The sequence below is a fragment of the Pirellulales bacterium genome (assembly GCA_036267355.1).
Classification (GTDB): domain Bacteria; phylum Planctomycetota; class Planctomycetia; order Pirellulales; family DATAWG01; genus DATAWG01.
In genome coordinates this window covers 1-24518 of the sequence record DATAWG010000077.1, presented here as the reverse complement: position 1 = coordinate 24518, position 24518 = coordinate 1, and the positions used below count along the sequence as shown (strand labels likewise).

The following is a 24518-nucleotide window of genomic DNA, read 5'->3' as shown; positions in this document are numbered from 1 at the left end:
TTACAACCCGAAGGCCTTCATCCCGCACGCGGCGTCGCTCGGTCAGGCTTGCGCCCATTGCCGAAGATCCTCGACTGCAGCCACCCGTAGGTGTCTGGGCAGTGTCTCAGTCCCAGTGACGCGGGTCGTGCTCTCACACCCGCTACCCATCATTGCCTTGGTAGGCCGTCACCCCACCAACAAGCTAATAGGATGCAGGCCCCTCCTCAGACGGAATCACACCTTTGGTCCACAAATTTTACTTCGCAGACATTATCCGGTATTACCTGCAGTTTCCCGCAGCTATCCCGGTCCTGAGGGTAGGTACCTACACATTACTGTCCCTTACGCCGCTGTCCTCCCATTGCTGGGATTCTCGCTCGACTTGCATGCCTAATCCACGCCGCCAACGTTCATTCTGAGCCAGGATCAAACCCTTCAATTTGTTTTGACGCTTACTGCACCGCATCGCTTTCGCTCTGCAGCACAGGTTACTAGCAAGCCAAAATCAAACCTCAATGGTCTGACTTCAATTTTCATAAGGCAACCCAATCCACAATCTCCACCCAACCACCCCCTCGCGGAAGCAGCCGACTGTTGATCGCAGTTTGGTATCGCCAGTTTACGGTCTTGTGCTGGCTAAAACCAAAAAGAAATAACTACCAAATTGTCAAAGATCGATTGCAAAGCGTGCGACGACTTCCCCCGCACGCCATCGGCCCTCAGAGAGGACCGCGGAAAGACTCCCCAAACTTTCCACTCACCGAAGCAAGCGGCAATCGCTTGGGGGAACACGAGATTGTATTGATCGGCCGACCGCTGTCAACAGGCCTCGAAAAAAATTTCTGGGCATCCTCAGGCGATACCAATGCACCGGCCGTTTCGGCCATCGCATTGTGTCTAATCGATCCATCTTATCCCATTTCTAACGACTTGCGGCGAGTCGAGCGGAGCGCGGCGGCGGCCACCCGTTGCAACGGCCATTATTCGATTGCGAAAATTTTCACGCCTCTTCGCACAGACACCTTGCTGCCGCGGCCGAACGCGTAGGCGAAATCGGTCGGCCGAGTGCAGGCCGCGCCGGTCTCGCCCTGCGAATTTAGGGCCAGCACACCGATCTCGGCCGGGCGGACGCCGCGGCGGGCGGCGATTCTATTAACCCGTGCGATCATCGCTTCGCAAGCTTCCTGCGGAGTCCGGCCTTGGCGAAGCAGTTCAACGATCGACACCACTCCGCCGGCCCGAATCACTTCTTCGCCGACGCCGGTCGCCGCCGCGGCCCCGGCTTGGTCGTCGACATATAGCCCGATGCCGATCAACGGCGAATCACCGACCCGTCCCGGCAATTTGTGCGATAGGCCCGATGTGCTGCAGGCCCCGGCCAGCCGTCCCTCGGCATCGCATGTCAACACGGCGACCGTGTCGTGCGTCAGCGGATCGCGAGATTTCGACTCGGCGTTTTGCTGCTGCTGTTGTTGGCGTTGCTGCCGGATTCGAGCCGAGGTTCGCGGCTGCTTTTGCTTTCGCCGCCGCCATTCGGCAACGCTTTGCGGCGTGTTTAGATTTTCCAATGAAAATCCTTCGCGCACGGCGAAGAGCCGAGCGCCTTCGCCGACGAGCAGCACATGCGGAGTGCGCTCCATCACGCGCCGGGCCACTGCCGCCGGATGGCACATGTTTTCCAGTCCGGCAACCGCGCCGCAAGATAACGTCGTCCCTTCCATGACGCAGGCGTCGAGCTGCACCGTCCCGGCAGCATTGCCAAGCCCGCCATAACCGACCGACATAACGCTCGGATCATCTTCGACCGCTTGTGCTCCCGCGACGGCGGCATCCAAAGCCGACCCGCCCGAAGCAAATTCCCGCAGTGCCGCCCGAGCCGCAATCCGACCGAATCGCCAAGTAGCGAGGCACAACATAGGGGCGAGGGGCGAGGCACTAGGGGCGAGCACGCGCAAGCGGACCACCGCGCTCTCGGTTGATTGAACCGTGTTGTTCCATCTCGCCCCTCGTCCCTCATCCCTCGTCCCTCGCCCCTGTCAAAAATCCTTGCCGATGCACCACAGGGCTTTATGGCCGCGGATGTAGATGCGGCCATCGGAGATTGCGGGCGAAGCGATCGTGTCGTCGTCGATTTGATTCTCGGCCAATTTGTCGAATCGATCGCTGGCGGAGATGACGGTACACAGGCCGTGGGTGTTGAGAAAATAGATGCGCCCCTCGGCGGCGACCGGCGACGCTTTGTATTCACCCTTCACGCGCTCGGTCCATAGCGATCGGCCCGTGTGGATGTCGAAGCAGCGGGCGATGCCGGCGTCTTGCAGCGTGAACAGGTGATCTTCCCAAGCCACGGGCGTGCAGCTATCGGGCGTGCCTTTTTCAAACCTCCAAGCGATGTTGCTCCGCGGCAATTCGCCCGATCCGCCAAGCTTCACGGCCAACAGCGGGCCACCTTTGCCCTGCGTGCAAAACGCCAAGCCGTCGGCCACGGTCGCGCCGCCGACGGTCCGTCCGCCCCTGATGCCCGGCAAGAACCAAAGTTGCCTGCCGTTGGCCGGGTCGTAGGCGTCGAGCTGATTGCCCCCCATGACGATCATCTGCGGATGGCCGTCGAGCTGGGTGATGACGGGGGTCGTGTAGGCATCGCATTCCTCGGCTTTGGCGCCGGTCATGCGCAACGTTTTCCAACGTTCGCGGCCGGTTCGCAGATCATGGGCGACGACGTAGCTTTCGACCGGCGTTTTGGCCACGTCGGCCAGTGAATCCTGAATGCACACGGAGATTACGCTATTGCCGAAAATCACGGGGCTATTGGCGTGTCCCCACCAGATCGTGTAATGCCCGTATTCGTCTTGCAAATTGTGATGCCAAAGCTGCTTGCCATCGAAGTCGTAGGCGGCGAGATCGCCGTTTCCGAAATGCACGACCACCACTTGGCCATTGGTGACCGGCGAGGGGCTGGCTTGATTTTGCAGCGGGTGAAAATTCTGCTGCTTGCGTTGCTCGGGCGTCTTGGCGTTGATGGGAATGCGTTTGAAATCGCCGCTGCCGACGGTGCGGGTCCAGAGGATGCGGCCCGACGCTTTGTCGAGCTTGAGCAGCAGCAGATCTTCGTCGTGCTGCGTGGTGACGAAGATGGCGTCGCCCCAGATGGCCGGCGTGCTGTCGCCCCATTCGGGCAAATCGGTTTTCCAGACGACGCCGCGAGCGGTGGTCCAATTCACCGGCAACCCGGTCTCGCTGCTAACGCCCGTGCCATCGGGCCCACGCCACTGCGGCCAATTGCCGGCGCGAGCGGGAAAAGCCACTAGAAAGAGAAGTGCAGTGCTGGCGGCCAACCTGTACATCAAACGTTTCATGATTACCACGGATTGGGAGTTATTCCGGATCGAAGCAAATCGCTTCAACATCCTATTGCCCTAATAACGGGATTCCAGCGCTCACGGCAGCGTTGCCCTCGTTAACAAGGTCTTTTAAGTTCATCCCAAGCGGCGGAATATTTTTGCGTATTTCCCGCCATCGGCGGATGGCCTCGGCGCGTTCCTCCCGATTGGACGCTTTAGACTGGAACCAACCGCGCGACGGGACTACCGCTGCTCGTGATCGTTATTTCTTCACCGCCTCGAACCAATTCCAACAACTCCGGGAGGCGGGCAGCGGCGTCGGCCGCTCCAATTATGTTCGAATCATGCGTGGCCATGAGCCACCTCCCTATTTCCTACGCCAACCAAAGCATACGATCAGCAAGGCGAAATTTCCAGCAACTCAACCGCTTGGGGGCCATTTAAAATCAGAGCAAAATCGCGATTAATCGCAGAGCGGCGTCTTGTTCGGCTCGCCGGCGGTTTCGCGGACGTAGCGCGGCACGGCGTAGCCCGGCAGCCGCTCGCGCAATTGCTCGATCAATTGCACGCCGCGAGCGATTTCAACCTCGAAATGGGCCGCTCCGGCAACGCGGTCCAATTGGTGCAAGTAGTAGGGCATCGCGCGCAGCTCGACCAATCGCTCGCAGAGCTCCGCCAGCACGTCGGCATCATCGTTCACGCCGCGCAACAGCACCGATTGGTTCAACACCGGCACTCCGCCATCGACCAATCGGCCGATGGCCGCGGCGGCCGGCCCGCGAAGCTCGGCCGGATGGTTGGCGTGGATCACCATGATCGGCGTCAGCCGCGTGCCCCGCAGCCAGCCGAGCAGCGAAGCATCAATCCGCTGCGGAATCATCAGCGGCAACCGTGTGTGCACTCGCAGCCGGGCGACGTGCGGAATCGCCGCCAATCGCTCGGCCAACTCCGCCAACAGCCCGTCGACCAGCACCAGCGGATCGCCGCCGCTGAGAATCACTTCTCGAATGCTCGCGTCGGCGGCGATTGTCTCGATGGCCGGCTGCCATGCCGTGGCCGATTGCGGCGATTGCGATTCGCTATACGGAAAATGGCGGCGGAAGCAATAGCGGCAATGAACCGCGCATGCCCCAGTCGTGATCAGCAGTGTTCGGCCGTGGTATTTCTGCAATAGACCGGGAGCGCGGCGTGCTGCCAGATCGCCGACCGGATCGGCCGTGAAGCTGGGCGGCGAGGCAAGCTCCACCTCCAACGGCAGAATTTGGCGGAGCAAAGGATCGGCCGGGTTGCCGCGTTCGATCTGGTCGACAAACGGCCGCGGAGCGAACAGCGGGAACTCGCCCGCCGCCCGGATCGCGGCGGCCTCGCACTCGGCAGGCAAATTCAAGAGCCGGCAAAGATCGCGAGGATCACGCACCGCGTCTTTCAGCTCTCGCTGCCAATGCTTGGCGTCGTTCGCCTTCCCACTTTGCGGAAGAGATATTTGTGGTGAGGGAGCGACAACAACCATGCCGGAAATCATTTCTCGTTAACGGACGGGCGATGGGGACGGCGAGAGGCCTGGCGTCGACTCGGCGACCGTCGAGATTGCCTGGCTAGGCTTTATCTCAAAACACCGGCCCGCAGCCTCAAGCAAAGGCGCAGCAGTTCCGGTCTGTCAAGGATTCCCTCGCTAACGCTTCGGGCCAATGTGCGGATCGGTGAGTCTTGAGGCAAAGCCGAGGCTGCTCGTCAAAAAACCGCAAAAGTGGGCACCGACGCCTGCCGGTGTTGCCCTCCGATGCGGTTCTCCGTAGCATAACGCGTTACAATTGGAAAGCGAAGCCGACGGACATGTCAAATCCCCGTCGGCGGTCGAGTCCAACCGTCGCCGCGGCGCTGCTGGGCAAGCCAACAGGTTGGCACCCAAAACGCTTGGATATCGAAACGCCCGCCAATCGGCCAATCGGTTGTTCAATTGGCGCATTCGATCGCCCGAAAAGTCACTTTCACTCCCAATCAGGAAACGTTGCCGTGCCCAGTTACAATACCAGCCAATTCAAAAAGGGCCTCAAGATCCAGATCGACGGCGATCCCTATTTGATGGTCGAATGCAATTTCGTCAAACCGGGAAAGGGTCAGGCCCTGTATAAATGCCGGCTCAAGAACCTGGTCCGCCAGACCATGCTGGATCGGACCTATAAAAGCGGTGATTCGCTCGACGCCGCCGACGTCGAAGAAATCGACGCCCAATATCTCTATCGCCAGGGCGACATGTTCGTCTTCATGGACAACGCATCCTACGAGCAATACGAGCTGAACAAAGACGTTGTCGACGAAACCTGGAAGTGGATCAAAGAGGGAACCGTCTGCCGGATGATGCTGTTCAACAACAATCCGATCAGCGTCGAGCCGCCGAATCACATGATCCTCAAGGTCGAATATTGCGAACCAGCCGTCCGCGGCAACACGGCCACGAATCTCACCAAGCCGGTCAAGCTCGAAACCGGCGCTGAAATCAGCGCTCCTGCGTTCGTCGATATTGGCGACTTGATCAAAGTCGACACGCGCACCGGCGAATACATCGAACGGGCGAGAGCCTGAGCGATGGCATTATTCCCGCGCAGTCCGCGGGGACGGAAGGGAGCAGCGGAAACGAAGGGAGCAGCGGAAACGAAGGGAGTCGCGGAAACGAAGGGAGTCGCGGTCGCCATGCCCGCGGTTTTGCATGGGCATGTTTCGCATCGCTCCGCCGCCGCGGGTCGGCACCCTGCAATAATGCGGCATGAGCACGCGGTTCCAATTCTCGGTTCGCAGGATGCTGTGCGCGGCGGCATTGTTCTGCGTGGGCGCGTCGCTGATTGCGATGCCCCGCTATGTGCTGATCGAACCGCTGCCGCTCATGGCGGTTTCGTTTGCCATCTTTGGTTCAACGGTCGGAGCCGCGATCGGCTGTCTCTCCCGCAAGACGTTCCTTGGGGCATCCATTGGCGCCCGGGCGGGAATTCTGCTTTTCCTCCTCGCCATCTTTTGGATCGCAACTTCCAGCGATCTGTGATTCGACAAGCGGCTGCAAGAAAAAAGGCGCCGCCGCCGTTTACTGCGTGTATTACCTTGCGATGGACGGCGACTTTGGTCCACAATAGGGGTTTAATGCGCCGGTGTGGTGCGCGGCTTGGCGGCAATTGGGTTGGCCGCCATGGCCACGGTTTTGCGCCGGCATGTGCGGTTGCGTTTTCGACGGTTGGAAACCTGCGGATGTGCCACCGCTGGTAAGATCGGTTTGTTCAATCCGGAACGAGGCATTTTGTGGCTCAAACGTTCAATCCGTACGCGGAATGGCTCGGCGTTCAAACCGCATCGCCGCAGCCAAACCATTATGAATTGCTCCGGCTCGAACGGTTCGAATCGAACCAGGATACGATTCTCACCGCCGCGAACTTGCAAATGGCCAAGGTTCGCGGCGTCCGTCCGGGCGAGCACGTCGATCTATGGCGACAAGTTCTCGATGAATTGAGCACCGCCAAGCGCTGCTTGACCGATCTGGCCGAAAAATCGCAATACGACGCAGCGCTTCGCGCGGCCGAGCTTCCCGCATCCGGCCCGAATTCGAACAACTCTCCGGCAACGGCGCAAACGCCGAATGGCGCGGGCTATGACGGACGGCCGAAACGGTCGCCAACGATGGAGGTTACGAATATCGGCGTGTCGAACCCGTTGCCGCCCGGCTTCGGAAGCCCAAAAGTGCCCGCGGGTCCAACGGGCGGGAGCAATCAGGACAGCAACCAAGATGGCGGGCGGTCAGGCGAAGCTGCACCGGCCGGCGCGTGGCAACCGGGAATGAATCTTTTGCCACCGAGCCCGCGAAAAAGCCATGACCTGGCCCCAGGCAAAGCTTCTGCGCCGCAGTCTCCTCTGGCCGCGCAAGGCTCGGCGACGGAAGTGGCAGCACAAGCGTCGAGCGTGCCGGACGCACCCTCTGCTTCAGCACCGCCGGGGGTTTCGCCATCTCCGCCCGCGCAAAGGCCGACGCTCGTTTTTCCCGGTGAGACCGTGCCAACGGCCGCCCCGGAAAGGTCAAATTCGCCGCCGCCAAAGCTATCGGCAGGAGGAGCAACCCCCGCCCCGACTAGCCTTCCATCGGGTCCGATGTTTCCGCAAGCCATGCCGCAGCAAGGAGCCGGATTCAATGCATTCCCGCGGCCCTTTCCAGCGATGCCCATGCCCGGCATGACCGCTCCGGGTACGGCGCCATCTGCGGCAATGCCGCCGCACGCGCTTCAGCAACCGCCGGTGCCGCAGCAAGCGATGCCGCATCCGTTTCCGGGCCCGTTTTTTCCCGGTGCGCCGATTCCGCCGGGTGGAACTCCGCAGTTTCAGCAGTTCCCGGCTGCGGCGACGGGCATGCCGAGCTCTTTTCCCCAGTCGATGGCGCCCAGCCCCTACGCGGCGCCGCCGATGTCGCCAGGGGCAATGCCCGGCTTTTTTCCCCGGCCCGGCGCGATGCCTGGAGCAGCCAATTTTCCGCCGCGGTTCGCGGCACCGATCCCCGCGCCGCAACAAGCCGCGGCAATGCCACCGGCGGAATTACAACAACCGTCGGCCGCCGGAGCCGCGAATTTTTTCGACGATGTGTTGAGCGGTCCGGCGCGCGGCGGATCCTCGCCGCTCGACGAGCTGGGCTTTGGCGATTCAGCGGCCGCGGCGCCCTCAATGCCGCAACGTCCAGCACAACCGCCGGCCGACTGGCAAGCGAGCGGTTTTCCCCAGCCGGCCGCGATGCCTGCCCGGCCAGACGGTTTCGAGCCGGCTTCGGTCCCCGTGAATCAAGCGTTCGACCCGTCGGCGGCTGATACGATGCATCGGCCGCGCACGTCCGGCCGCCCGAAGCAGAATTCGCAGACATTGCTGATCGGCGGCGCGCTCGGCGCCGTCCTCCTCTTGGCGGGCGGATTGATTGCCGCGATCCTCCTCAGGCAACACGACGACAAGACGGTGGCGGCCAACGATCCGATTTCGACCACATCCTCCGATTCGACGTATCCCGGACAACATCCGCTGGCGACGCCCGGCAGCGGCACGCCAAAACTTCCTGGGACGAATTCGGCGAACCCGAAAACGACTCCGCCCACTGGTCCGAAGGCCACCGAACCCAACGGCAACGCTTCGATGCCGAAGCAACCTCCCACGAAAGCGCCCGCGGAGAAAAAGCCAGATACAAAGATTCCGGTTCCGCCGGCGAGACTCGTTCTGCAACCGACGCCGGACGCCTCCTCGACGCGGCCCGCTCAGCCGACACCCGCCAAGCCGAAGCCTGCCGCGGTCGATCCGGCGAAAGCTGCCCGGCTGAACCATCTTTTGGTCGATGTTCGGCAAAAGCTGGCCGAGCGCAATCAGGATGAAGCGAACCGCTTGCTGGCCGATGCCAAGGGTTTGGCCGTCACTCCCGAACAGAGCGATCGAGTGGAGCGACTGGGAACGCTCGTAAAATACGTCGGCGAATTTTGGGGCGCGGTGCGCGACGCACTCGCCGGCCTGAAGGCCACCGACGAAATCGATGTCGGCAGCACCAAGGTCGTGGTGGTCGATCGCGACGAACAAAGCCTGACGATCCACATGGGGAGCGGCAACCGGCATTTCAATTTGAAGGAATTGCCCAGCGGGCTGGCCATCGCGCTTGCGAATCGCTGGCTGGATCCCAGCAAGCCGGCCAATAAGGTCTTCATTGGTGCATTTTATGCCGTCGATCCGAAATTGCTGGGCGACGATCCCGAGGCGGCAAAGCGATTTTGGGGCGAGGCCGCGGCTGCCGGCGTGTCCGACGGCACCTACCTCATGCCGCTTCTGAACCCCGAGCCGGCCAACGCGGCGATGCCGGGCAGCGACGCCGGTTCGCCGCTACCGCCGGCGCCGAGCGCCGATGCGCTGGACCGTGCCACCCGCAAAGTGCGCGATGAATTCGACGACGCGATCGTCTCCGCCACGACGGCGACCAAGCTCGACGAATTGATCCAGCGATTTTTCGATGCCGCCGAAAGCAGCGACGAACCCGCGCGGCGGTTCGCTCTTTACGTCCAGGCTCGAGACGTCGCGGCCCAAGCCGGACGTGCCAAGTTGACGGTCGAAGCCATCGATCATCTCGCGCAGAATTTCCAGATCGATGCGCTCGACATGAAAGCCGACACATTTTCCAACAATCCTCCGTCGACACCCGAAGGCGGCCGCGAAGTGGCCCGCGCCGCGCTGACGTTGGCGGATGAAGCGGTCGCGGCGAAGCGGCTTCCCGTGGCCAGCCGATTTGCGCAGCTGGCCGTTGCCGCCGCGCAAGTCTCCAAGGGCAACGATCTGATCCGCCGCGCGATGCAAAAGAGCAAGCAGCTCGAGGAAGCCGGCAAGAAAATGGCCTCCGACCCGCAATAGGCCGGTCCCTTGGGCGCGTCTCGAAGGCATGTCGCTGCGCCGATCGTGCAAGTCCGCAGCGATCCCAAAACAAACGAAATGCAGCCGTGATCCGAGAGGTTCCATCATTCCCGACACGCTTTCCATGGAACGTCATGCCGTCAAGACCGTCAGCGGTCCGCTCGCCGGCCGCGTCCGTCCGCCCGGATCGAAGAGCTTGACCAATCGGGCCCTGGTGGCTGCGGCGCTGGCCGACGGCAAGACACGATTGACAGCGGCGCTTGAAAGCGAAGACACGCGAGTGATGATTCATTCGCTGGTCCGGCTTGGAATCGCCGTGAATGTCGATCCTGGCGATCGATCGCTGGAGATTTTCGGCTGCGGCGGCCGGCTTCCTAATCACAGCGTGAAGCTATCGGTGGCCAATAGTGGCACGACAATCCGTTTTCTCACCGCACTGGTGGCCCTGGGGCAAGGCACGTTCCGGCTCGATGGGGCAGAGCGGATGCGGCAGCGGCCGATTCAGGATTTGCTGGATGGATTGGCGCAGCTAGGGGTCGCAGCGGAGGCCGAGTCACCGGGCGGTTGCCCGCCGGTCTTGGTTCACGCGGCGGGCTTGCGCGGCGGACATGCGAAGGTGCGCGGCGATATCTCCAGCCAGTTTCTCAGCGGACTGTTGCTTGCGGCTCCCTACGCCGCGGCCCCCGTCGAATTGCAGCTCGATGGGCCGCTCGTCTCGCAGCCGTATGTTCGCATGACGCTCGCCGTGATGCGCGATTTCGGCATCGAGGTCGAGTCGCCGGTCGATTTGAGCCGATTCCAGATTCCGCGCGGTTGCTACCATGGCCGCGACTATGCCATCGAACCCGATGCGTCGGCGGCGAGCTATTTTTTTGCCGCGGCTGCGATCACCGGCGGCCGAGTAACGGTCGAAGGGCTCGATCGCGAAAGCCTGCAAGGCGATGTCGCCTTCTGCGATTGCCTGGCGCAGATGGGCTGCGAAGTGCAATATGGCGACGGCGAGATTTCCGTCGTCGGCCGGCCGCTGCACGGCATCGACGCCGATCTGAATGCGATCAGCGACACCGTGCAAACGCTCGCTGCCGTGGCGCTGTTTGCCGATAGCCCAACGACGATTCGCGGGGTGGCCCACATCCGGCACAAGGAAACCGATCGGATCGGGAATCTGGCTGCCGAACTCCGGAAATTCGGAGCAGACATCGACGAGCGAAGCGATGGGCTAAGAATCACACCGCGACCGTTGCACGGAGCAACCATCGCCACCTATCGGGACCACCGCATGGCAATGAGCCTTGCGTTGCCGGGGCTGCGCGTGCCGGGTGTCGTGATCCTCGACCCGCGCACAACCGAGAAAACGTACCCCGGGTTCTTCCGCGATCTGGAGCGCCTCGCAACGGCGCACAACTAGCGATTCCGGGCACACGAAGTTCTTTAAGGACCGGCGCCAGCTGTTTAACGGGCCGGTGCTGGCGCGGTTCGCGCGCTCATCGATTCGAGCAGTTCATCGGCGCGCTTCAAGAGCGCCATGCCCGAATCGTTCGGCAACGCAGCGCCGCTCGCGGGATCGCAGGCCAAGAATTTTCCGTGGCAATGTTGGCAAACGACATTCTTGCCCAAATAGACGACGCGGATCTGCAAATTCCGCCCGCAAGTTGGGCATTCCTGAGCGTAATATAAGGGGCTCGGCATTGCGGCACCTCCTGTTACCAGTTCCCCCTGGTATCGGCTTCCAACGCGTGAATTTAATCCCGCCAGATGCATTTCGCAAACGAATTTTTCGGTTTCCCGCATAATTTTCCGAATTGTAAGCGGGGCAAAATAGCTCGGACCTGACGGCTTGGCCCGATGAGCGCGAGCCTGCCGAAACGCAAAGCTCATGCCGTCCATGAAAAGACGGTATTTGCCCCGCAAGGTTCGCGCTTCCAGCCGAAAACTTCCGCTGCAGTGCCCCGAGTCGCAAGTGCTGCTGTTGAAATGACAAACAGCAGCAAATTGACGATTTCCCATATCGAAAAATTGCGTATACTTCCGCCGCGGCTAACCGGCGAGCGGATGGAATTTATTTCAATCGGGGATTTCATGAAGGGCGACGAACCGCGGCTTTGCGACGTCGGTGCAGGATCTCGCTTGGCGCAGCCGTCGCACAAGCGGCGAGCGGAAGGGCCCATGAAACAGCCGCTGGATCGCCGCCGCCGCAAGATTGGACTTGTCGTTGGAATCGCCTGCGCAATCGTCGCGGCAGCCGCCGGCATCGCCTCGGTCGGCCGCACCTTGTTCGACCGTCAAATCCTCGTCGACGCGCTGCAGCGGAGCAAGGAAGAATGTCGCAGGGCCGACGACAACCTGCTGCTCGCGATGGCGACGTTCGGCGACCGCATCGACCCATTGGGCTTGGAGAGCAAACTGCTGCCGAGAGAAGAACTGGCATTCTACAAATCCATCTACGACGAAGCGGGCGATGAACCCGCGGATCGATTCGCGATTGCAATGGCCCGGCGAAGAGCCGGTTTGCTTCATCTGAAGCTGCACGAGTTTGAGGACGCGCGCTTGTGCTTCGTGTTGTCGGTCCACATGCTCGAAACGCTAGCAGTCGAAAAGCCCGCGCCCGAACTTGCGCCGCTCTATCGCCGCACACTGGCCGAAACCTATGCGGACGAGGGCGCCTATCACGCCGCCACCGGCGATATTGCAGCTGCCGAAGCGCGCTTCGAAGCCGCGCTGGCGCTGGTGTCGAGCTTGATTGCGAAAATGCCGGACGCCGACGATCTGTTGGCGGCCCAGGCGCGCTTTTGGCAGGCTCGCGGGGCGATGTACGCGCGGTTGCATCGTTGGGCCGATGCGGAAGCGGATCTCAAACGAGCCTTGGCGCCGCGGATCGCGCTGCTGTTTACCGGCGAATCAAAAGTATGGCTCGGGAGCCCTCCTTGCGAACTGACCGAAACGTGGTCAGTGTTGGGCGATGTATTCCGCGAAACGGGTCGAACTCACGCTGCAATCGATCTGCTGGATCAGGCGACCACGGTTTACGCGCAGTTCGGCCGATTCCGCGCGGATTTGCATTATCGCGAAGGCCTTGCCCACATAGGGGACGAACTTGCCGCCGCTTACGGCGAGAACGGCCAACTTGCCGAATCGGTGGCCGCGAATCGCAAGGCGCTGGCCGCGTATGAAGCGCTCGGTGCCGATTTTCCCGAAATCGCGGCCTTCCGGCAGCAGCAGGTGCAAATCGAGTCGCGCCTGGGCGCAAGCGAAAAGATCAGCGGCAAACGTGAATGATAACGCGAAATTTGCGCCGGCATGTCGATCGCGCCAGCGGCCAACCTCAGAGCCACAGGGCGGCGGAGCTGCGCCCAACGTAGCAGGCACACTCCGTGTGCCGTCTGCCCTGCTCTGTGCGCAATCCGCCGCAATCCGCCGCGGAGCGCCGACGGCACACGGAGTGTGCCTGCTACGATAAAAATACTTTCGTCGATCCTGACAAGGAAATCGCGTGGTCGTGGCGCAAAGCAATCGTGCGGCGAGCTGCGCCCAACGTAGCAGGCACACTCCGTGTGCCGTCTGCCCTGCTCTGTGCGCAATGCGCCGCAATCCGCCGCGGAGCGCCGACGGCACACGGAGTGTGCCTGCTACGATAAAAATACTTTACGCGATCCTGACAAGGAATTCGCGTGGTCGTGGCGCAAAGCAATTGTGCGGCGAGCTGCGCCCAACGTAGCAGGCACACTCCGTGTGCCGTCTGCCCTGCTCTGTGCGCAATCCGCCGCAATCCGCCGCGGAGCGCCGACGGCACACGGAGTGTGCCTGCTACGATAAAAATACTTTCGTCGATCTTGACTAGGAGGCGTGTTTGATAAAACACGCTGTTTCGCTGGCCCGACACTAACCGCTCAAACCGCGGGCGCGAAGATAGGTGCGCTGCACCTCGGCCATGCAGCATCGGCCATCCGGCGAGGCCGTCTGACAATGTGCCTCGGCCGATTTGCTCCGCGTCAATAGCTCGCGAACTCTCTTTGGCGAGCCGTCGCGAAGGTCGGCCTCGATCTCTTCGATGGTGAAGCCGAAACAGTTGCAGATCGGGGCTTGCGGATCCTTGGGAAACGCCGGATTGCGGATCAGGTCGGCTGCCACGGTCTGCTCGAATTGGTCGAAATAACCGACTTCGCATTTTGGAAACGGGCAATAGAACGCCGTCTCGGCCAAAGGCCGTAAGGCGTTGGCGTCCAGATGCGCGCGCAGCGTTTCTCCTCCGACAGCGATCCCCAGCGAACCGCATCGCGGGCAATGGGCTGCCGCAGTGTTGTCGGGCTCGCGAACGAATGCCTTGTTCATCGCTTCCTGTGAATCGCTCGAGCGTGGATCAACGATTAAATGCACCACCATTATACGACGGCGGCTCTCGCCCCAAAGGGCACGGGTTTTGCTGGCTTCCGCACGCGAATTTATCTGCACCATGTTTCGACCCCAACGGGTTGCACCAATGCACGCTCATTCCGATGCACAACGCGCGAACCGGCCGCGCGATGCCGCAAGCTCGGTGGACGAAACCTCTCCGGGCTACAAATGGATCGCGCTGTCGAACACCACCCTCGGTGTATTCATGGCGTTCGCCAACACCAGCATCGTGTTGATCGCGATGCCGGCCATTTTTCAGGGAATTGGCGTTAATCCGCTCGCGCCGGCGGAGACAAACTATTTCCTGTGGCTATTCCTCGGCTATCTGGTGGTAACTGCCAGTTTACTGGTCACTTGCGGGCGAATTTCCGACTTGTTTGGTCGCGTGAAGCTCTACAATCTGGGGTTCCTGGTTTTCACGGTCGGCAGCGTGTTGCTGGCTGTCACGCCGGGCACCGGCAACACGTCTGCACTGCAATTGATCCTCTACCGGCTTGTCCAGGGCTTGGGGGCCGCGTTTCTTTTCGCCAATAGCGCGGCCATTCTCACCGACGCCTTTCCGTCGCATGAGCGCGGCATGGCGATGGGATTCAACCAAGTGGCGTCGATTGTCGGTTCGCTTGCGGGCCTGATCCTGGGCGGCCTGCTGGCAACCATCCATTGGCGGCTGGTGTTTTTGATCAGCGTGCCGTTCGGGCTATTCGGAACTTTCTGGGCCTATTGGAAGCTCCGCGAAACAGCTCGCCCGGCCGAGCATCCGCACATCGATTGGTTGGGGAACCTGCTGTTCGCCACGGGCCTGACGATTTTCCTTCTTGCGGTGACATACGGCATTCAGCCCTACGGCGGCTCGCCAATGGGTTGGACCAATCCGCTGGTGATCGGCGGGATCGTGGTCGGGCTCGTGCTGATCGCGGTGTTCGTGGTGTTCGAGCGACGGACGGCGAATCCGATGTTTCGGCTCGAGTTGTTTCGAATTCGCATGTTTGCCGCCGGCAATATCAGCAACTTTCTGGCGTCGCTTGCCCGCGGCGGCTTGCAATTCATGCTCATCATCTGGCTGCAAGGCATTTGGCTACCGCTGCATGGATACCGCTTTGCGGAAACGCCGCTGTGGGCTGCGATCTACATGATTCCGCTGCTGGTCGGCTTCGGCGTGTCGGGACCGGTGTGCGGATGGCTTTCGGATCGGATTGGTTCGCGCTTGCTGACGAGCGTCGGCATGCTGGTGAATGTCGGTGGATTTATCGGCCTGGCGATGTTGCCGGCCGATTTTGCCTACGTTCCGTTCGCCTGCTGGCTCACGGTTTTGGGCATCGGGCAGGGGATGTTTGCCGCGCCCAACACGGCTGCCATCATGAACAGCCTGCCCGCCGAACACCGCGGCGCCGGCTCGGGCATGCGGTCGACGTTTCAAAACGCGGCAACGCTGCTGAGCATCGGGCTTTTCTTTAGCATCGTCATCGCCGCGCTGGCCGCCCATTTGCCGAACGCCCTCACGGAGCCGCTCACGAAGGCCGGCCTCCCGGCCAACACCGCTGCCCAGGTGGCGCACTTGCCACCGACATCGGCGTTGTTCGCGGCGTTCCTGGGCTATAACCCGATGCGCACCCTCGTGCCCGGCAATGTATTGCAGAGCCTTCCGGCTGCATCGCGAAGCCAACTGCTCGGCGGCAGTTTTTTTCCGCAATTGATTGCGGCGCCCTTCATGATCGGCCTGCGATGGGCGTTCTCAGTGTCGGCCGCGATGTGCGCGATCGCGTCGATCGCTTCGTTTCTGCGCGGGCGAAGCCCGTCTGCGATCGCCGCCGGCACACGGAGTGTGCCTACTACGTAGCAGGCATACTCCGTATGCCGTCGGCCACTTGAAACGTGATTCGCTGCCGCAGGAATCGAAGCCACATGAAACCGGTGAAACGAAGAAGCCGCGGCGAAAGCCGAATTGATCCGAAGCCGGGATTGTCGAGGCGTGGGCCGTGTGCCACTGGCCAGCGAAGACGGCCGTATGCCACTGGCCAGCGAAGTCGGCCAGTGCGAGCGCCGCTGGACTCGGCGATGCTCTCTTGCATGTTGCCGTTTGGCAAGTGCTCTCGTGTCAGACGCCTGCGAGCCGGAACGTCAAGCCGCCGGCCGGCACTGGCCGACTTCGCTGGCCAGTGGCACACCACCCAGCCAGTAGCACCCATCCCAGACAGTGGCACGCGAAGACACGTTCCGTGTCGAATGCTCTAACCGGCTGCTAGGCGCCGTCGTATGTTGCGAAGCAATTCGGCGTTTCCCAGAGACTCACGTCCTTCACCGGAAAACCTTGTTCCCGGGCATAGTCGAATATCAGCCGGGCGATATTCTCGGCGGTCGGATTCACATCGAGCAAATACATCGGTTCGCCGAGCGCCGTGAGGGCCGGGATGGCCGGATCGTCGCGATGCAGAAGCATCTGGTGATCGAGCCGCTGGTCGATCCAGCGGCTCACGACACGTTTGATATCCGTGAAATCGAGCACCATGCCTTGCTCGTCGAGCGAAGGAGCCTCGAGCGTGATCACGGCCCGGCCATTATGTCCGTGCAGGTGTTTGCACTTGCCGTCGTAATTCAACAGCCGGTGGCCATAGCAGAAATCGATAATGCGCGTGACACGAAACATGGTTATTTCCGAAATCGGGATGCATTCGACGCCAAGCGGACGAGTTGCCGGAATCCGTCGCCTTCGAATGCCTGGCTGCGGCGCGGAAAGCGACACTCTGAAACGCTGAAAATCAAGGCATCGGATGGCGTCTGAAAAAATCCCAGATCAGGTCGTCGGCATCGATGTTTTTCGTCGAACGGCCCAGGAATGTCACGACCGGATCGTGGCCCGGCCAAGTGTGTCCGGCGCCGTCGATGGCATATAGAACTACTTCGGCGCCGTCGTTGCCGCTGCCATAGGTGGTCTTCGTGACGCTTGTCCCGTCATGGGCCGAGTCGGGGAGCTTCTCGACTTTAGGCTCCGCGGTGCAGCCATCAATCTTGGCCCAAATCTTCATCGTTTCATCGACCGATTTATATTTGATCCACTTCCGGTCGGCGTCTTTCGTTATTCCGCCAAAGTGGACGATTTCATCCGCCTTGCCGTGAAAATGCACGACGGGCACCGCCCGCTTCGGCGCCGCGTTGTCGATCGCCATGGTGCCTGCGACGGGCGCGATCGCGGCGATGCGGTCCGACATCTCGGCCGCCAGCCGGTAGCACATCATCCCGCCGTTCGACATCCCGGTGGCATAAATCCGCCGCGGATCGACATTCGCCACTTTCGTCAGATCGTCGAGCACCTTGCCGACGAATGCCACGTCGTCGGCGGGAGTCTTGCCCTTCGCGGGGATCGCTTGTCCCGCGTTCCAAAACAGAACTGCATCGCCGAGGCCGGTGCCATTTGGATAGACGGCAATGAAGCCGGCTTCGTCTGCCTTTTTGTTCATGCCGGTGAAGCCAACGGTCACCGCGGCATTCGTGAACGCTCCGTGAAAAATCAGCACGACGGGCGTCGGCCGCTTTGCATTGTAGCTCTTCGGAACATGCACCAAATACGTTCGCGTTTCGTCGCCGATCTTCAGCGACCGCATCGAATTGCTCGGCGCCAGCGCCGTAGCCGCACGGGCGCTGCTTACTGCCAGAATCGCGAGCAACGAAATGAAGAGCTTCATACGGCACCCAATCGATTGCTGCATTGATTGCCAAACCGATTTCTATTGTTGACTCTGAGTTTTTGCAGAACAAGCCATTATTCGGAAGGTGTTTCCGGGGCCTCCGCGATTCCGCGTGAGTCTGCATTCTCTCGGCCGATCCTCGCCTCGGCTATACATTCGTCAGATCATCGGCTCCGCCCGGGCCGAGAAGTTGATCGAGCGCGTCGGCCAGCGGGCCACGATGCTCGTCGCTTTCGGCGTAAATGCGGCAGATATGGTGGCTCACCGGAAGCTGGCGAAAGAGCTGATCGTCGGTCAGCGGGCGCGTTTTCTGGTGCGATTCGTCGAACAAAAAGTTCTGCCCGGCGGCCGGCCCGCGCGTGTGCGGCCGGTGGACATGCCGGGCCAGATCGACGACGAAGCGCATTTCGCGTATTTCGGGCGGCAGCAGCCTGCGAATCGCCTGTTCCACGAATTGCGGATTGCTGAAAATGCTGGCCGCTTCAGCATCGGCCGCGCCATAGACCAGGTTCCGCTGGCAGATCATCTTCCAATGCACGTTGCGCGAGAGCAGGTCGCGCCAGCGGAGGCCGACTTCGCGCTTCCGGGCATCGGGCGAATCCGGCCAGCGGGCCACGTCGACCAGCAGCGACCATTCGGTGAAATGCTGATATTCGGCCAGGTGTTCGAGCGGGTTGCCTGCAAACAGCCAATCCCGGCTGGCGTCGAAAAGTTCGGCCAAGGCAATGTCGATCGCGCGCACGGTGCGGTGGAAATAGATCGTGCGAAACAGTTCGGCCCGCACGCCGATAAACCGCAACAGCGCTCCGACGCCGCGGCTATGGATCGTCAAACCAGCCTCGCTGAAAAAGCTGTAGCGCAGCAAGCGGTCGAGATCGAATGCCCGATCGCTATAGCCCGACATGTAGGCGTCGCGTAGTACGAAATCCATGTTGTCGACCGTGTAGATGCCGCTAAACAAGCTGCGCAAGAACCGTAGCCACCGCGGGACGGAGTTCGAATCTTCCGCTCGCGGGCGAGTGATCAAGAGGGCGATTTGTGCCGGATCGAGCGTTTCGCCGTCTTCCAAGCGGCTTTGCGGATTGCGGCGAATGCGGCGGATCAGGTCGCCGACTTCGTCGCGAATGACGACGCTGCCAAGCGTCTCGTGCGTCAAGCCGAAACGCGAAAGATAGTGTTCGTCGAAAAAGTGGCCGAACGGCCCATGGCCCACATCGTGCAGCAGGCCGGCCAATCGCATCAGCGACTCGACATATCCGCGGCTGGGCACATCGGGGCAAACCTGCTTGAGACTTTCATACAGCCCCGCCACGGCCCGGCTCGCCAGATGCATGACTCCGACGACATGTTGGAACCGCGTATGCTCGGCGGCCGGAAACACCCACCACGCGGTTTGCAATTGGTGAATCTGCCGCATCCGCTGCAGCCAGGGATGATCGATGATTTGCCGCTCGCCGATTTCTCCGTCCGGCAGGCCGCTTCCCGAGACAAACGGGATGTAGCCATGAATCGGATCGTAGCTCAGGCTTTCGCTTCGAAAATCGGGCATCGCAACGACCTTGGCCCTGTATGGGACGCGTTTTCGATAACGCCTCGTGGCGGACGGACTTTCCACACCCGCGCGACGCGCGATTTCAATCCAATGAAACACGCGGTGACGTTACACTCACGCTGATTTCCGCAAACTATCGAATTTCGCCGCCAGCAACGCTATCGCAGCTCCCCATCGGCGTGGTTTACCGCGTCTGCGGCAGCGTTGCAATCTAACCATTTGCCAACTGTCGCATAAGAGTCTCGCCCCGGGATTCCGATACAACCTGTATCCGGACGAACGCGGCGCGGCGGCGATCCTTCGCGCGGTCGCGAAACATCCGCGGTTAGCCTGTGGTGCATATCAACGACCCGATTCGGATCCGACGCGGCATTCGCATCGCTTGCAAGCTGGACTGGTGGCGCCAACCGTCAGGCTTTCCGACCTGATACGATTCACGAACTTCTGCGGTGATTTAGCCTGTTATTTGGCAAGGAGCATCCTGTGACCCGTCTGTTGTCGCGGAGCAATGGATTGGCGGCGTTTCGATTCGCGTGCGGTTGCGTGGCGATGCTCCTGGGCAGCGCCGCCAACGCCGCGCCCAAAAGCGAGAACCTGCTGCCCGACACGACGAAGGGCTACGTGTCGATCGGTGATATCGAAGCCCTGCGCGACGCCTTCAATCGATCGCAATGGGGTTTGCTCGTCAACGACCCGGTGCTGCAGGATTTCGTCAAGGACTTCCAGCGCCAACTGCACGAAAACGGCGTTCAGCGGTTGCAAGGCCTCGGCCTCTCGTGGGACGACTTCAACGGCGTCCCCGGCGGCGAGGTGAGCCTGGCCACGGTTCGGCCGGGCCCGGGACGCATGGCCGTCGTCGTGCTGGTGGATGTGACGGGGCATCAACAACAAGCCGCGGCGCTCGTGGCCAAGATCGATGCCCGATTGACCGGTCGCGGCGCGCAACGCATGCCGCACGACGACGGCGCGCCGGTGATCTTCGCGCTGCCGCAGCAAGAGGGCCAGCGGCGTATCCAGCAAGTGGCCTACATTCTCACCGGCGATCTGCTTGCCGCCTCCGACGATCCTGACGTGCTGCAGTCGATCGTTGCGGCCGCCAAAGATGGCCGAAAAGATAGCCTCGCCAACTTAAAATCGTTCGACAGCATCATGACTCGCTGTGCGCGATCGGCCGGCGCCACCAAGCCCCACTTGCGGTGGTTCGTCGATCCCTTCGGCTACGTCGAAATGATTCGCTCGCTGACGACCCGCGAACGGCGCCGCGGGATCGACATTTACCAGGCCCTGAAGAACCAAGGCTTTACGGCGGTGCAAGGGGTCGGCGGATTCGTCAACTTCTCGGCCGACAAGTGTGAGCTGATTCATCGCACGATGGTGTACGCTCCGCCGCTGCCGGGGCATGAATCGACTAGCGAGAAATACGATCTGGCCGCGCGGATGTTGAATTTCCCGGTCGGAAGCGATCTGGAGCCGCAAGCCTGGGTTCCGAAACAGGTCGCCACCTACACCAGCTTCAATGTCGATGTCAAAACGGCATTTGCCGCGAGCGAAACGCTGGTCGACGAAATAATGGCCGAGAAAGGCGTCTTTCACGACGTTCTCGATAGCCTGAAAAACGACCCCGACGGACCCAAGGTCGACGTGGTGAAAGATTTCATCGGCAACTTGGGCAATCGGGTCACGATCATCAGCGACTATCAATTGCCGATCAACACCAAGAGCGAACGGCTGCTCGTGGCCGTCGAGGGCACCAACGAAAAAATGCTGGCCGACACCCTTGAAAAGCTGATGAAGGGTGACGCCGTCCGTCGCGAATTCGAAGGGCACGTGATTTGGGAAATCAGCGATGAGCAAGTCGCCGTGCCCGACGTGAAAATCGAAAACCCGGATGGCGTCGAGCATGCCGATCGGGCCGACGACGATGCCCGCCAGTCCGACGCGAAACACGCAAAGGAAGATCGGCTGATCCCCACGAACTCGGCCATGACCGTCGCCTACGGGCATTTGTTCGTCGCATCGCACATGAGCTTCTTGGAGAAAGTGCTTCATCAAGCCCACGAGAACGAGGGCCTCGCTGGTTGCCCCGACTATCGGCTGATCGCGGAACAGGCGAAACAGCTCGGCGCCAATCAGATCAGCTTTCGCTTGTTTTCGCGCACCTCCGAGGAATATCGGCCCACCTACGAATTGATTCGCACGGGCCGCATGCCGCAATCGGAAACGATGCTCGGCCAACTGCTCAACGCAGTGCTCGGCGATGGAAAAGACGGCGCTCCGCGCAAGCAAAAGATCGACGGCCGAACACTACCCGAATTCGAAACGGTGAGCCATTATTTCGGCCCGGCCGGATCGTTCGTTTCCAGCGAGACAAACGGCTGGTTCCTCGTCGGATTCACGATGAACAAATCGCTGGTGTCGACATTCTCGGGCGACGTCGCATCGGGAGCGGCGAAACCAGCGACCGCCCAGCCGACCCATTCAGGCTCCGGCCCGGCGGTTCCAGCCACGAGCGGTTCCACAAGCAATTCGAACGAGGACGCGACCGGGAATTCGACGACCGTTCAATCGCCGGCAAGCGTAATTCCCGTCAAGTCGCCGTCGCCGAAAGCGCCCGAACAGACATCGATCGAGCAAACGCAGAAGCCGGTTCAACCTGCGACGGCTGCCGCGTCCGATTCCCTTCCGGGCCCCGCGTCGACCATTGGCCCATCGCCGATCGAGCCGGTCACCGTCCAAAAGCCCGGCGAGACCACGACGAAGTAAGGGTGTTTGTCGCCGGCCCCATGAAATGAGGCTGACAACAACGCGGCGGCCCAGTGCGTTCGCGAAAATTCGATTCGGCGAGCGAACCGAAATGGCCCCCGCGCAATGCGCTTGCGGTCGGGTCGAGGCATGCCACGACGGGCTTGCCGCCGGAAGGTTCGCCGCACGGGCGAAAATTTCTCCGCGCTCCGCTATACTAGCCGTTCTATTCCGGATTGGATCGAACGCACACGCGGGGGAGTTGGCCATGAGGCGAAGCATTGCAGTGGTTTGTTGTTTATCGATGGCAGGAGTGTTGTTTGCCGGCTGCAATCGGCCGGCGGCAGTGGCAAAAATCGCCGTCATTCCGAAATCCACCAACTCCACCTTCTGGGAAATGGTCCATGCCGGGGCCAAAAAAGGTGCCGAGGAATCGCATGTCGCCATCGATTGGGACGGCCCGGCCCGCGAGACCGACACCGACGTCCAAATCCGGCTGCTCAGCGACATGATGGCCAAGGGGGCCGTGGCCGTGGTCATCGCGCCCCAAGACGCCAAGGCCCTGGCCGAGCCGATCCGCAATGCCCACAAACAAATTCCCGTCGTGGTGATGGATTCGGCGGTCGACACCGACGACTACACGTCTTTCGTCGCCACCGACAATAAAGAGGGCGGACGCATGGCCGGCCGCGAAATGGTCAAGCTGCTCGGCAACGACGGCGGCAAAGTGGCCATGCTCCGCAACGACCCCGGCTCGGCCAGCACGATGGATCGCGAAGACGGTTTTCGCGAAGCGATCAAAGGCACGAAGGTCGAACTCGTCGCCGAGCAATTCCACAAGAGCGACGCCCAGTCGGCCAACCGCATGGCCCAAGACATGATCCTCAGCCACCCGGATCTGGCCGGCATTTTTGCCTCGAACGAAGACGGCACGATCGGCGCGATCAACGCCTTGAAAACGGCCCAATCGCAAGGCCGGCACATCCGCTTCGTCGGCTTCGATTCGACGGAAGTCATCGCCGACGCCTTGGATCAAAAAATCATCGACGCGCTGGTGCTACAAGACCCGGTGCGGATGGGCGAACTGGCCGTCAAAGCCGCCGCCGCGGCGCTCAAGGGCGAAAAAGTCGAAAAAAACCAGCCCATGCCGCCGACGCTCGTGACGCAAGAAAACAAGACCCAGCCGGCAATCCAAGCCCTGCTGCGCCCGCCGAAGTAAGGCCGCACGACAGGATCGCGGCCACGACTCAGTGCGTTGGTCGTCGGTAGCCACCCAAAGCACGCGTGGCATGTTCGGACGTGCGCCGCGTGCGTCGCATCCGGCGCTCGTCGGTTCTGGCATCAGGCTTGTTACCTCGAAAGTACGATTACGCTCTCGCGCAGCGCCACACGCCGCTCGGTGTTGCCATTTAGCCTGTTCCAATGTTGGCCGGACGATCGCAAATCTCGCAAGACTCCGATTTCACGAACCGACCATCCGATATCACTTGCGATTTCGGCGCAAATAAAGTCGACGGGCACCTCGATTCCAGCGTACGCTGATGTCGCAACAACGAACCAGAGTTGCGCCTTCGGCTCCGCGAGATCGAGCAGTTGGCGAAGAACTGTCCGCATGTCCTCAAAATACGCCTGCACCCTTAGCGGAATCCGGAGCTCCCAGAGGTGCTCGGAGCCATTCCGCAACCTATTCACGACTCCTCAAAGGATTCCGCCTAGTTCCTCGTCAGTGGGGCGCGGCCAATTCGCCTGAACATGCGACCGAATTGTGTGTTGCCTTAATGCCTTTAGCTCCGCTTGTGTTGCCATAAAGCCCCCGAGAAAAAGCTCGGGCCGATAGATGTCGGTATAGTCGAACGAATTTTGGTACGGCGGCGAGGTAACGCACAGCTTGTAGCGATTCGTAAGCGTTCACGGATTTTTGGGTAAATCGGTATTCGAGGTTTTGTAGGTGATCGGGTAACTTGGCGGCGCTATGACGCAGCCCGCCGACAAGCCGTGCCCGAATTGCGAAGTCCTTCAGCGACGCGTTGAAGGCCTGGAGCAACGATTGGCCGTTCTGGAAGCCGAGTTGGCCAAGGCCAACAAGAACTCGGCCAACTCCTCCAAACCGCCTTCCAGCGACTTGATCAAGCCGCCGCGTCCCGCCGCCGCCAGTGGTGGCAAACGGAAACGGGGTGCGCAGCCCGGTCATCCGCGACACGAGCGGATCCCGTTTGCTCCCGACGAAATCGACCATACGTTCGATTATTGTCTGACGCATTGCCCCGACTGCGGCGGCGAGCTCCAGTCGCGGAAGGTCGAGCCGCGCGTCGTCCAGCAGGTGGAAATCGTTGCCACGCCCATCGAGATCAGCGAACATCGTGGGCACGCCGGTTTTTGTCCCTGCTGCCAGAAGGTTCACTATGCCGAGATTCCCACGGCGATTCG

At 61.1% G+C, this 24518-nt stretch carries 18 protein-coding genes and 1 rRNA gene; 9 read left to right on the top strand and 10 right to left on the bottom strand.

Annotation, left to right across the window (positions count from 1 at the left end):
- From VHX65_12430 to epmB, 5 genes are all read right to left on the bottom strand, one after another.
- A 16S ribosomal RNA gene (locus VHX65_12430) occupies nucleotides 1-424 on the bottom strand; the annotation flags it as partial.
- A 538-nt stretch (nucleotides 425-962) separates the two neighbouring features.
- Complete coding sequence (locus tag VHX65_12425) at nucleotides 963-1898, bottom strand: isoaspartyl peptidase/L-asparaginase (GenBank protein HEX3999349.1); 936 nt, start codon at nucleotides 1896-1898, stop codon at nucleotides 963-965.
- A 120-nt stretch (nucleotides 1899-2018) separates the two neighbouring features.
- A complete protein-coding gene (locus VHX65_12420) occupies nucleotides 2019-3338 on the bottom strand; it encodes a PQQ-binding-like beta-propeller repeat protein (protein ID HEX3999348.1) in 1320 nt (439 codons plus the stop codon).
- A 200-nt stretch (nucleotides 3339-3538) separates the two neighbouring features.
- A complete protein-coding gene (locus VHX65_12415; protein HEX3999347.1) occupies nucleotides 3539-3679 on the bottom strand; it encodes a type II toxin-antitoxin system prevent-host-death family antitoxin in 141 nt (46 codons plus the stop codon).
- Between the two features lie 107 nt (nucleotides 3680-3786).
- Nucleotides 3787-4833: an EF-P beta-lysylation protein EpmB gene (gene epmB / locus VHX65_12410; protein HEX3999346.1), complete on the bottom strand. Its 1047-nt coding sequence runs from the start codon at nucleotides 4831-4833 to the stop codon at nucleotides 3787-3789.
- Nucleotides 4834-5336: 503 nt separating this feature from the next.
- Here epmB and efp point away from each other — a divergent pair.
- From efp to aroA, 4 genes are all read left to right on the top strand, one after another.
- The gene (efp, locus tag VHX65_12405; GenBank protein ID HEX3999345.1) at nucleotides 5337-5906 is read left to right on the top strand and encodes an elongation factor P; all 570 of its coding nucleotides are present in this window, start codon (nucleotides 5337-5339) and stop codon (nucleotides 5904-5906) included.
- A 214-nt stretch (nucleotides 5907-6120) separates the two neighbouring features.
- Nucleotides 6121-6360 (top strand): hypothetical protein, encoded by a 240-nt coding sequence (locus VHX65_12400; protein HEX3999344.1) that lies wholly within the window; start codon nucleotides 6121-6123, stop codon nucleotides 6358-6360.
- Nucleotides 6361-6611: 251 nt separating this feature from the next.
- Nucleotides 6612-9722 carry a hypothetical protein gene (locus tag VHX65_12395; protein HEX3999343.1) on the top strand — a complete coding sequence of 1037 codons (3111 nt, stop codon included), beginning with the start codon at nucleotides 6612-6614 and terminating at the stop codon, nucleotides 9720-9722.
- A 124-nt stretch (nucleotides 9723-9846) separates the two neighbouring features.
- Nucleotides 9847-11130: a 3-phosphoshikimate 1-carboxyvinyltransferase gene (gene aroA / locus VHX65_12390; GenBank protein ID HEX3999342.1), complete on the top strand. Its 1284-nt coding sequence runs from the start codon at nucleotides 9847-9849 to the stop codon at nucleotides 11128-11130.
- Nucleotides 11131-11174: 44 nt separating this feature from the next.
- Here aroA and VHX65_12385 read toward each other — a convergent pair whose 3' ends face one another.
- The gene (locus VHX65_12385; protein ID HEX3999341.1) at nucleotides 11175-11411 is read right to left on the bottom strand and encodes a response regulator; all 237 of its coding nucleotides are present in this window, start codon (nucleotides 11409-11411) and stop codon (nucleotides 11175-11177) included.
- A gap of 477 nt (nucleotides 11412-11888) precedes the next feature.
- Here VHX65_12385 and VHX65_12380 point away from each other — a divergent pair, with 477 nt between their 5' ends.
- Nucleotides 11889-12998 (top strand): hypothetical protein, encoded by a 1110-nt coding sequence (locus VHX65_12380; GenBank protein ID HEX3999340.1) that lies wholly within the window; start codon nucleotides 11889-11891, stop codon nucleotides 12996-12998.
- Between the two features lie 603 nt (nucleotides 12999-13601).
- Here VHX65_12380 and VHX65_12375 read toward each other — a convergent pair.
- Nucleotides 13602-14051 (bottom strand): hypothetical protein, encoded by a 450-nt coding sequence (locus VHX65_12375; GenBank protein HEX3999339.1) that lies wholly within the window; start codon nucleotides 14049-14051, stop codon nucleotides 13602-13604.
- 148 nt (nucleotides 14052-14199) lie between these two features.
- Here VHX65_12375 and VHX65_12370 point away from each other — a divergent pair, with 148 nt between their 5' ends.
- Nucleotides 14200-15951 carry an MFS transporter gene (locus tag VHX65_12370; GenBank protein ID HEX3999338.1) on the top strand — a complete coding sequence of 584 codons (1752 nt, stop codon included), beginning with the start codon at nucleotides 14200-14202 and terminating at the stop codon, nucleotides 15949-15951.
- A 402-nt stretch (nucleotides 15952-16353) separates the two neighbouring features.
- Here VHX65_12370 and VHX65_12365 read toward each other — a convergent pair whose 3' ends face one another.
- The 3 genes from VHX65_12365 to VHX65_12355 all read right to left on the bottom strand — a co-directional run bounded on the left by VHX65_12365 (nucleotide 16354) and on the right by VHX65_12355 (nucleotide 19346).
- On the bottom strand, nucleotides 16354-16758 hold the full coding sequence (locus VHX65_12365) for a 6-carboxytetrahydropterin synthase (GenBank protein ID HEX3999337.1): 405 nt from the start codon (nucleotides 16756-16758) through the stop codon (nucleotides 16354-16356).
- 112 nt (nucleotides 16759-16870) lie between these two features.
- Nucleotides 16871-17794 (bottom strand): PHB depolymerase family esterase, encoded by a 924-nt coding sequence (locus VHX65_12360; GenBank protein HEX3999336.1) that lies wholly within the window; start codon nucleotides 17792-17794, stop codon nucleotides 16871-16873.
- 151 nt (nucleotides 17795-17945) lie between these two features.
- The gene (locus VHX65_12355; GenBank protein ID HEX3999335.1) at nucleotides 17946-19346 is read right to left on the bottom strand and encodes an HD domain-containing protein; all 1401 of its coding nucleotides are present in this window, start codon (nucleotides 19344-19346) and stop codon (nucleotides 17946-17948) included.
- A gap of 486 nt (nucleotides 19347-19832) precedes the next feature.
- Between VHX65_12355 and VHX65_12350 the strand changes: the two genes are divergently transcribed.
- The 3 genes from VHX65_12350 to VHX65_12340 all read left to right on the top strand — a co-directional run.
- Nucleotides 19833-22112: a hypothetical protein gene (locus VHX65_12350; protein HEX3999334.1), complete on the top strand. Its 2280-nt coding sequence runs from the start codon at nucleotides 19833-19835 to the stop codon at nucleotides 22110-22112.
- Between the two features lie 247 nt (nucleotides 22113-22359).
- Entirely contained in the window at nucleotides 22360-23310 is a 951-nt protein-coding gene (locus VHX65_12345; GenBank protein HEX3999333.1) for a substrate-binding domain-containing protein, read from the top strand.
- A 753-nt stretch (nucleotides 23311-24063) separates the two neighbouring features.
- The coding region (locus VHX65_12340) for a DUF6444 domain-containing protein (protein HEX3999332.1) at nucleotides 24064-24518 on the top strand (455 nt) is incomplete at its 3' end.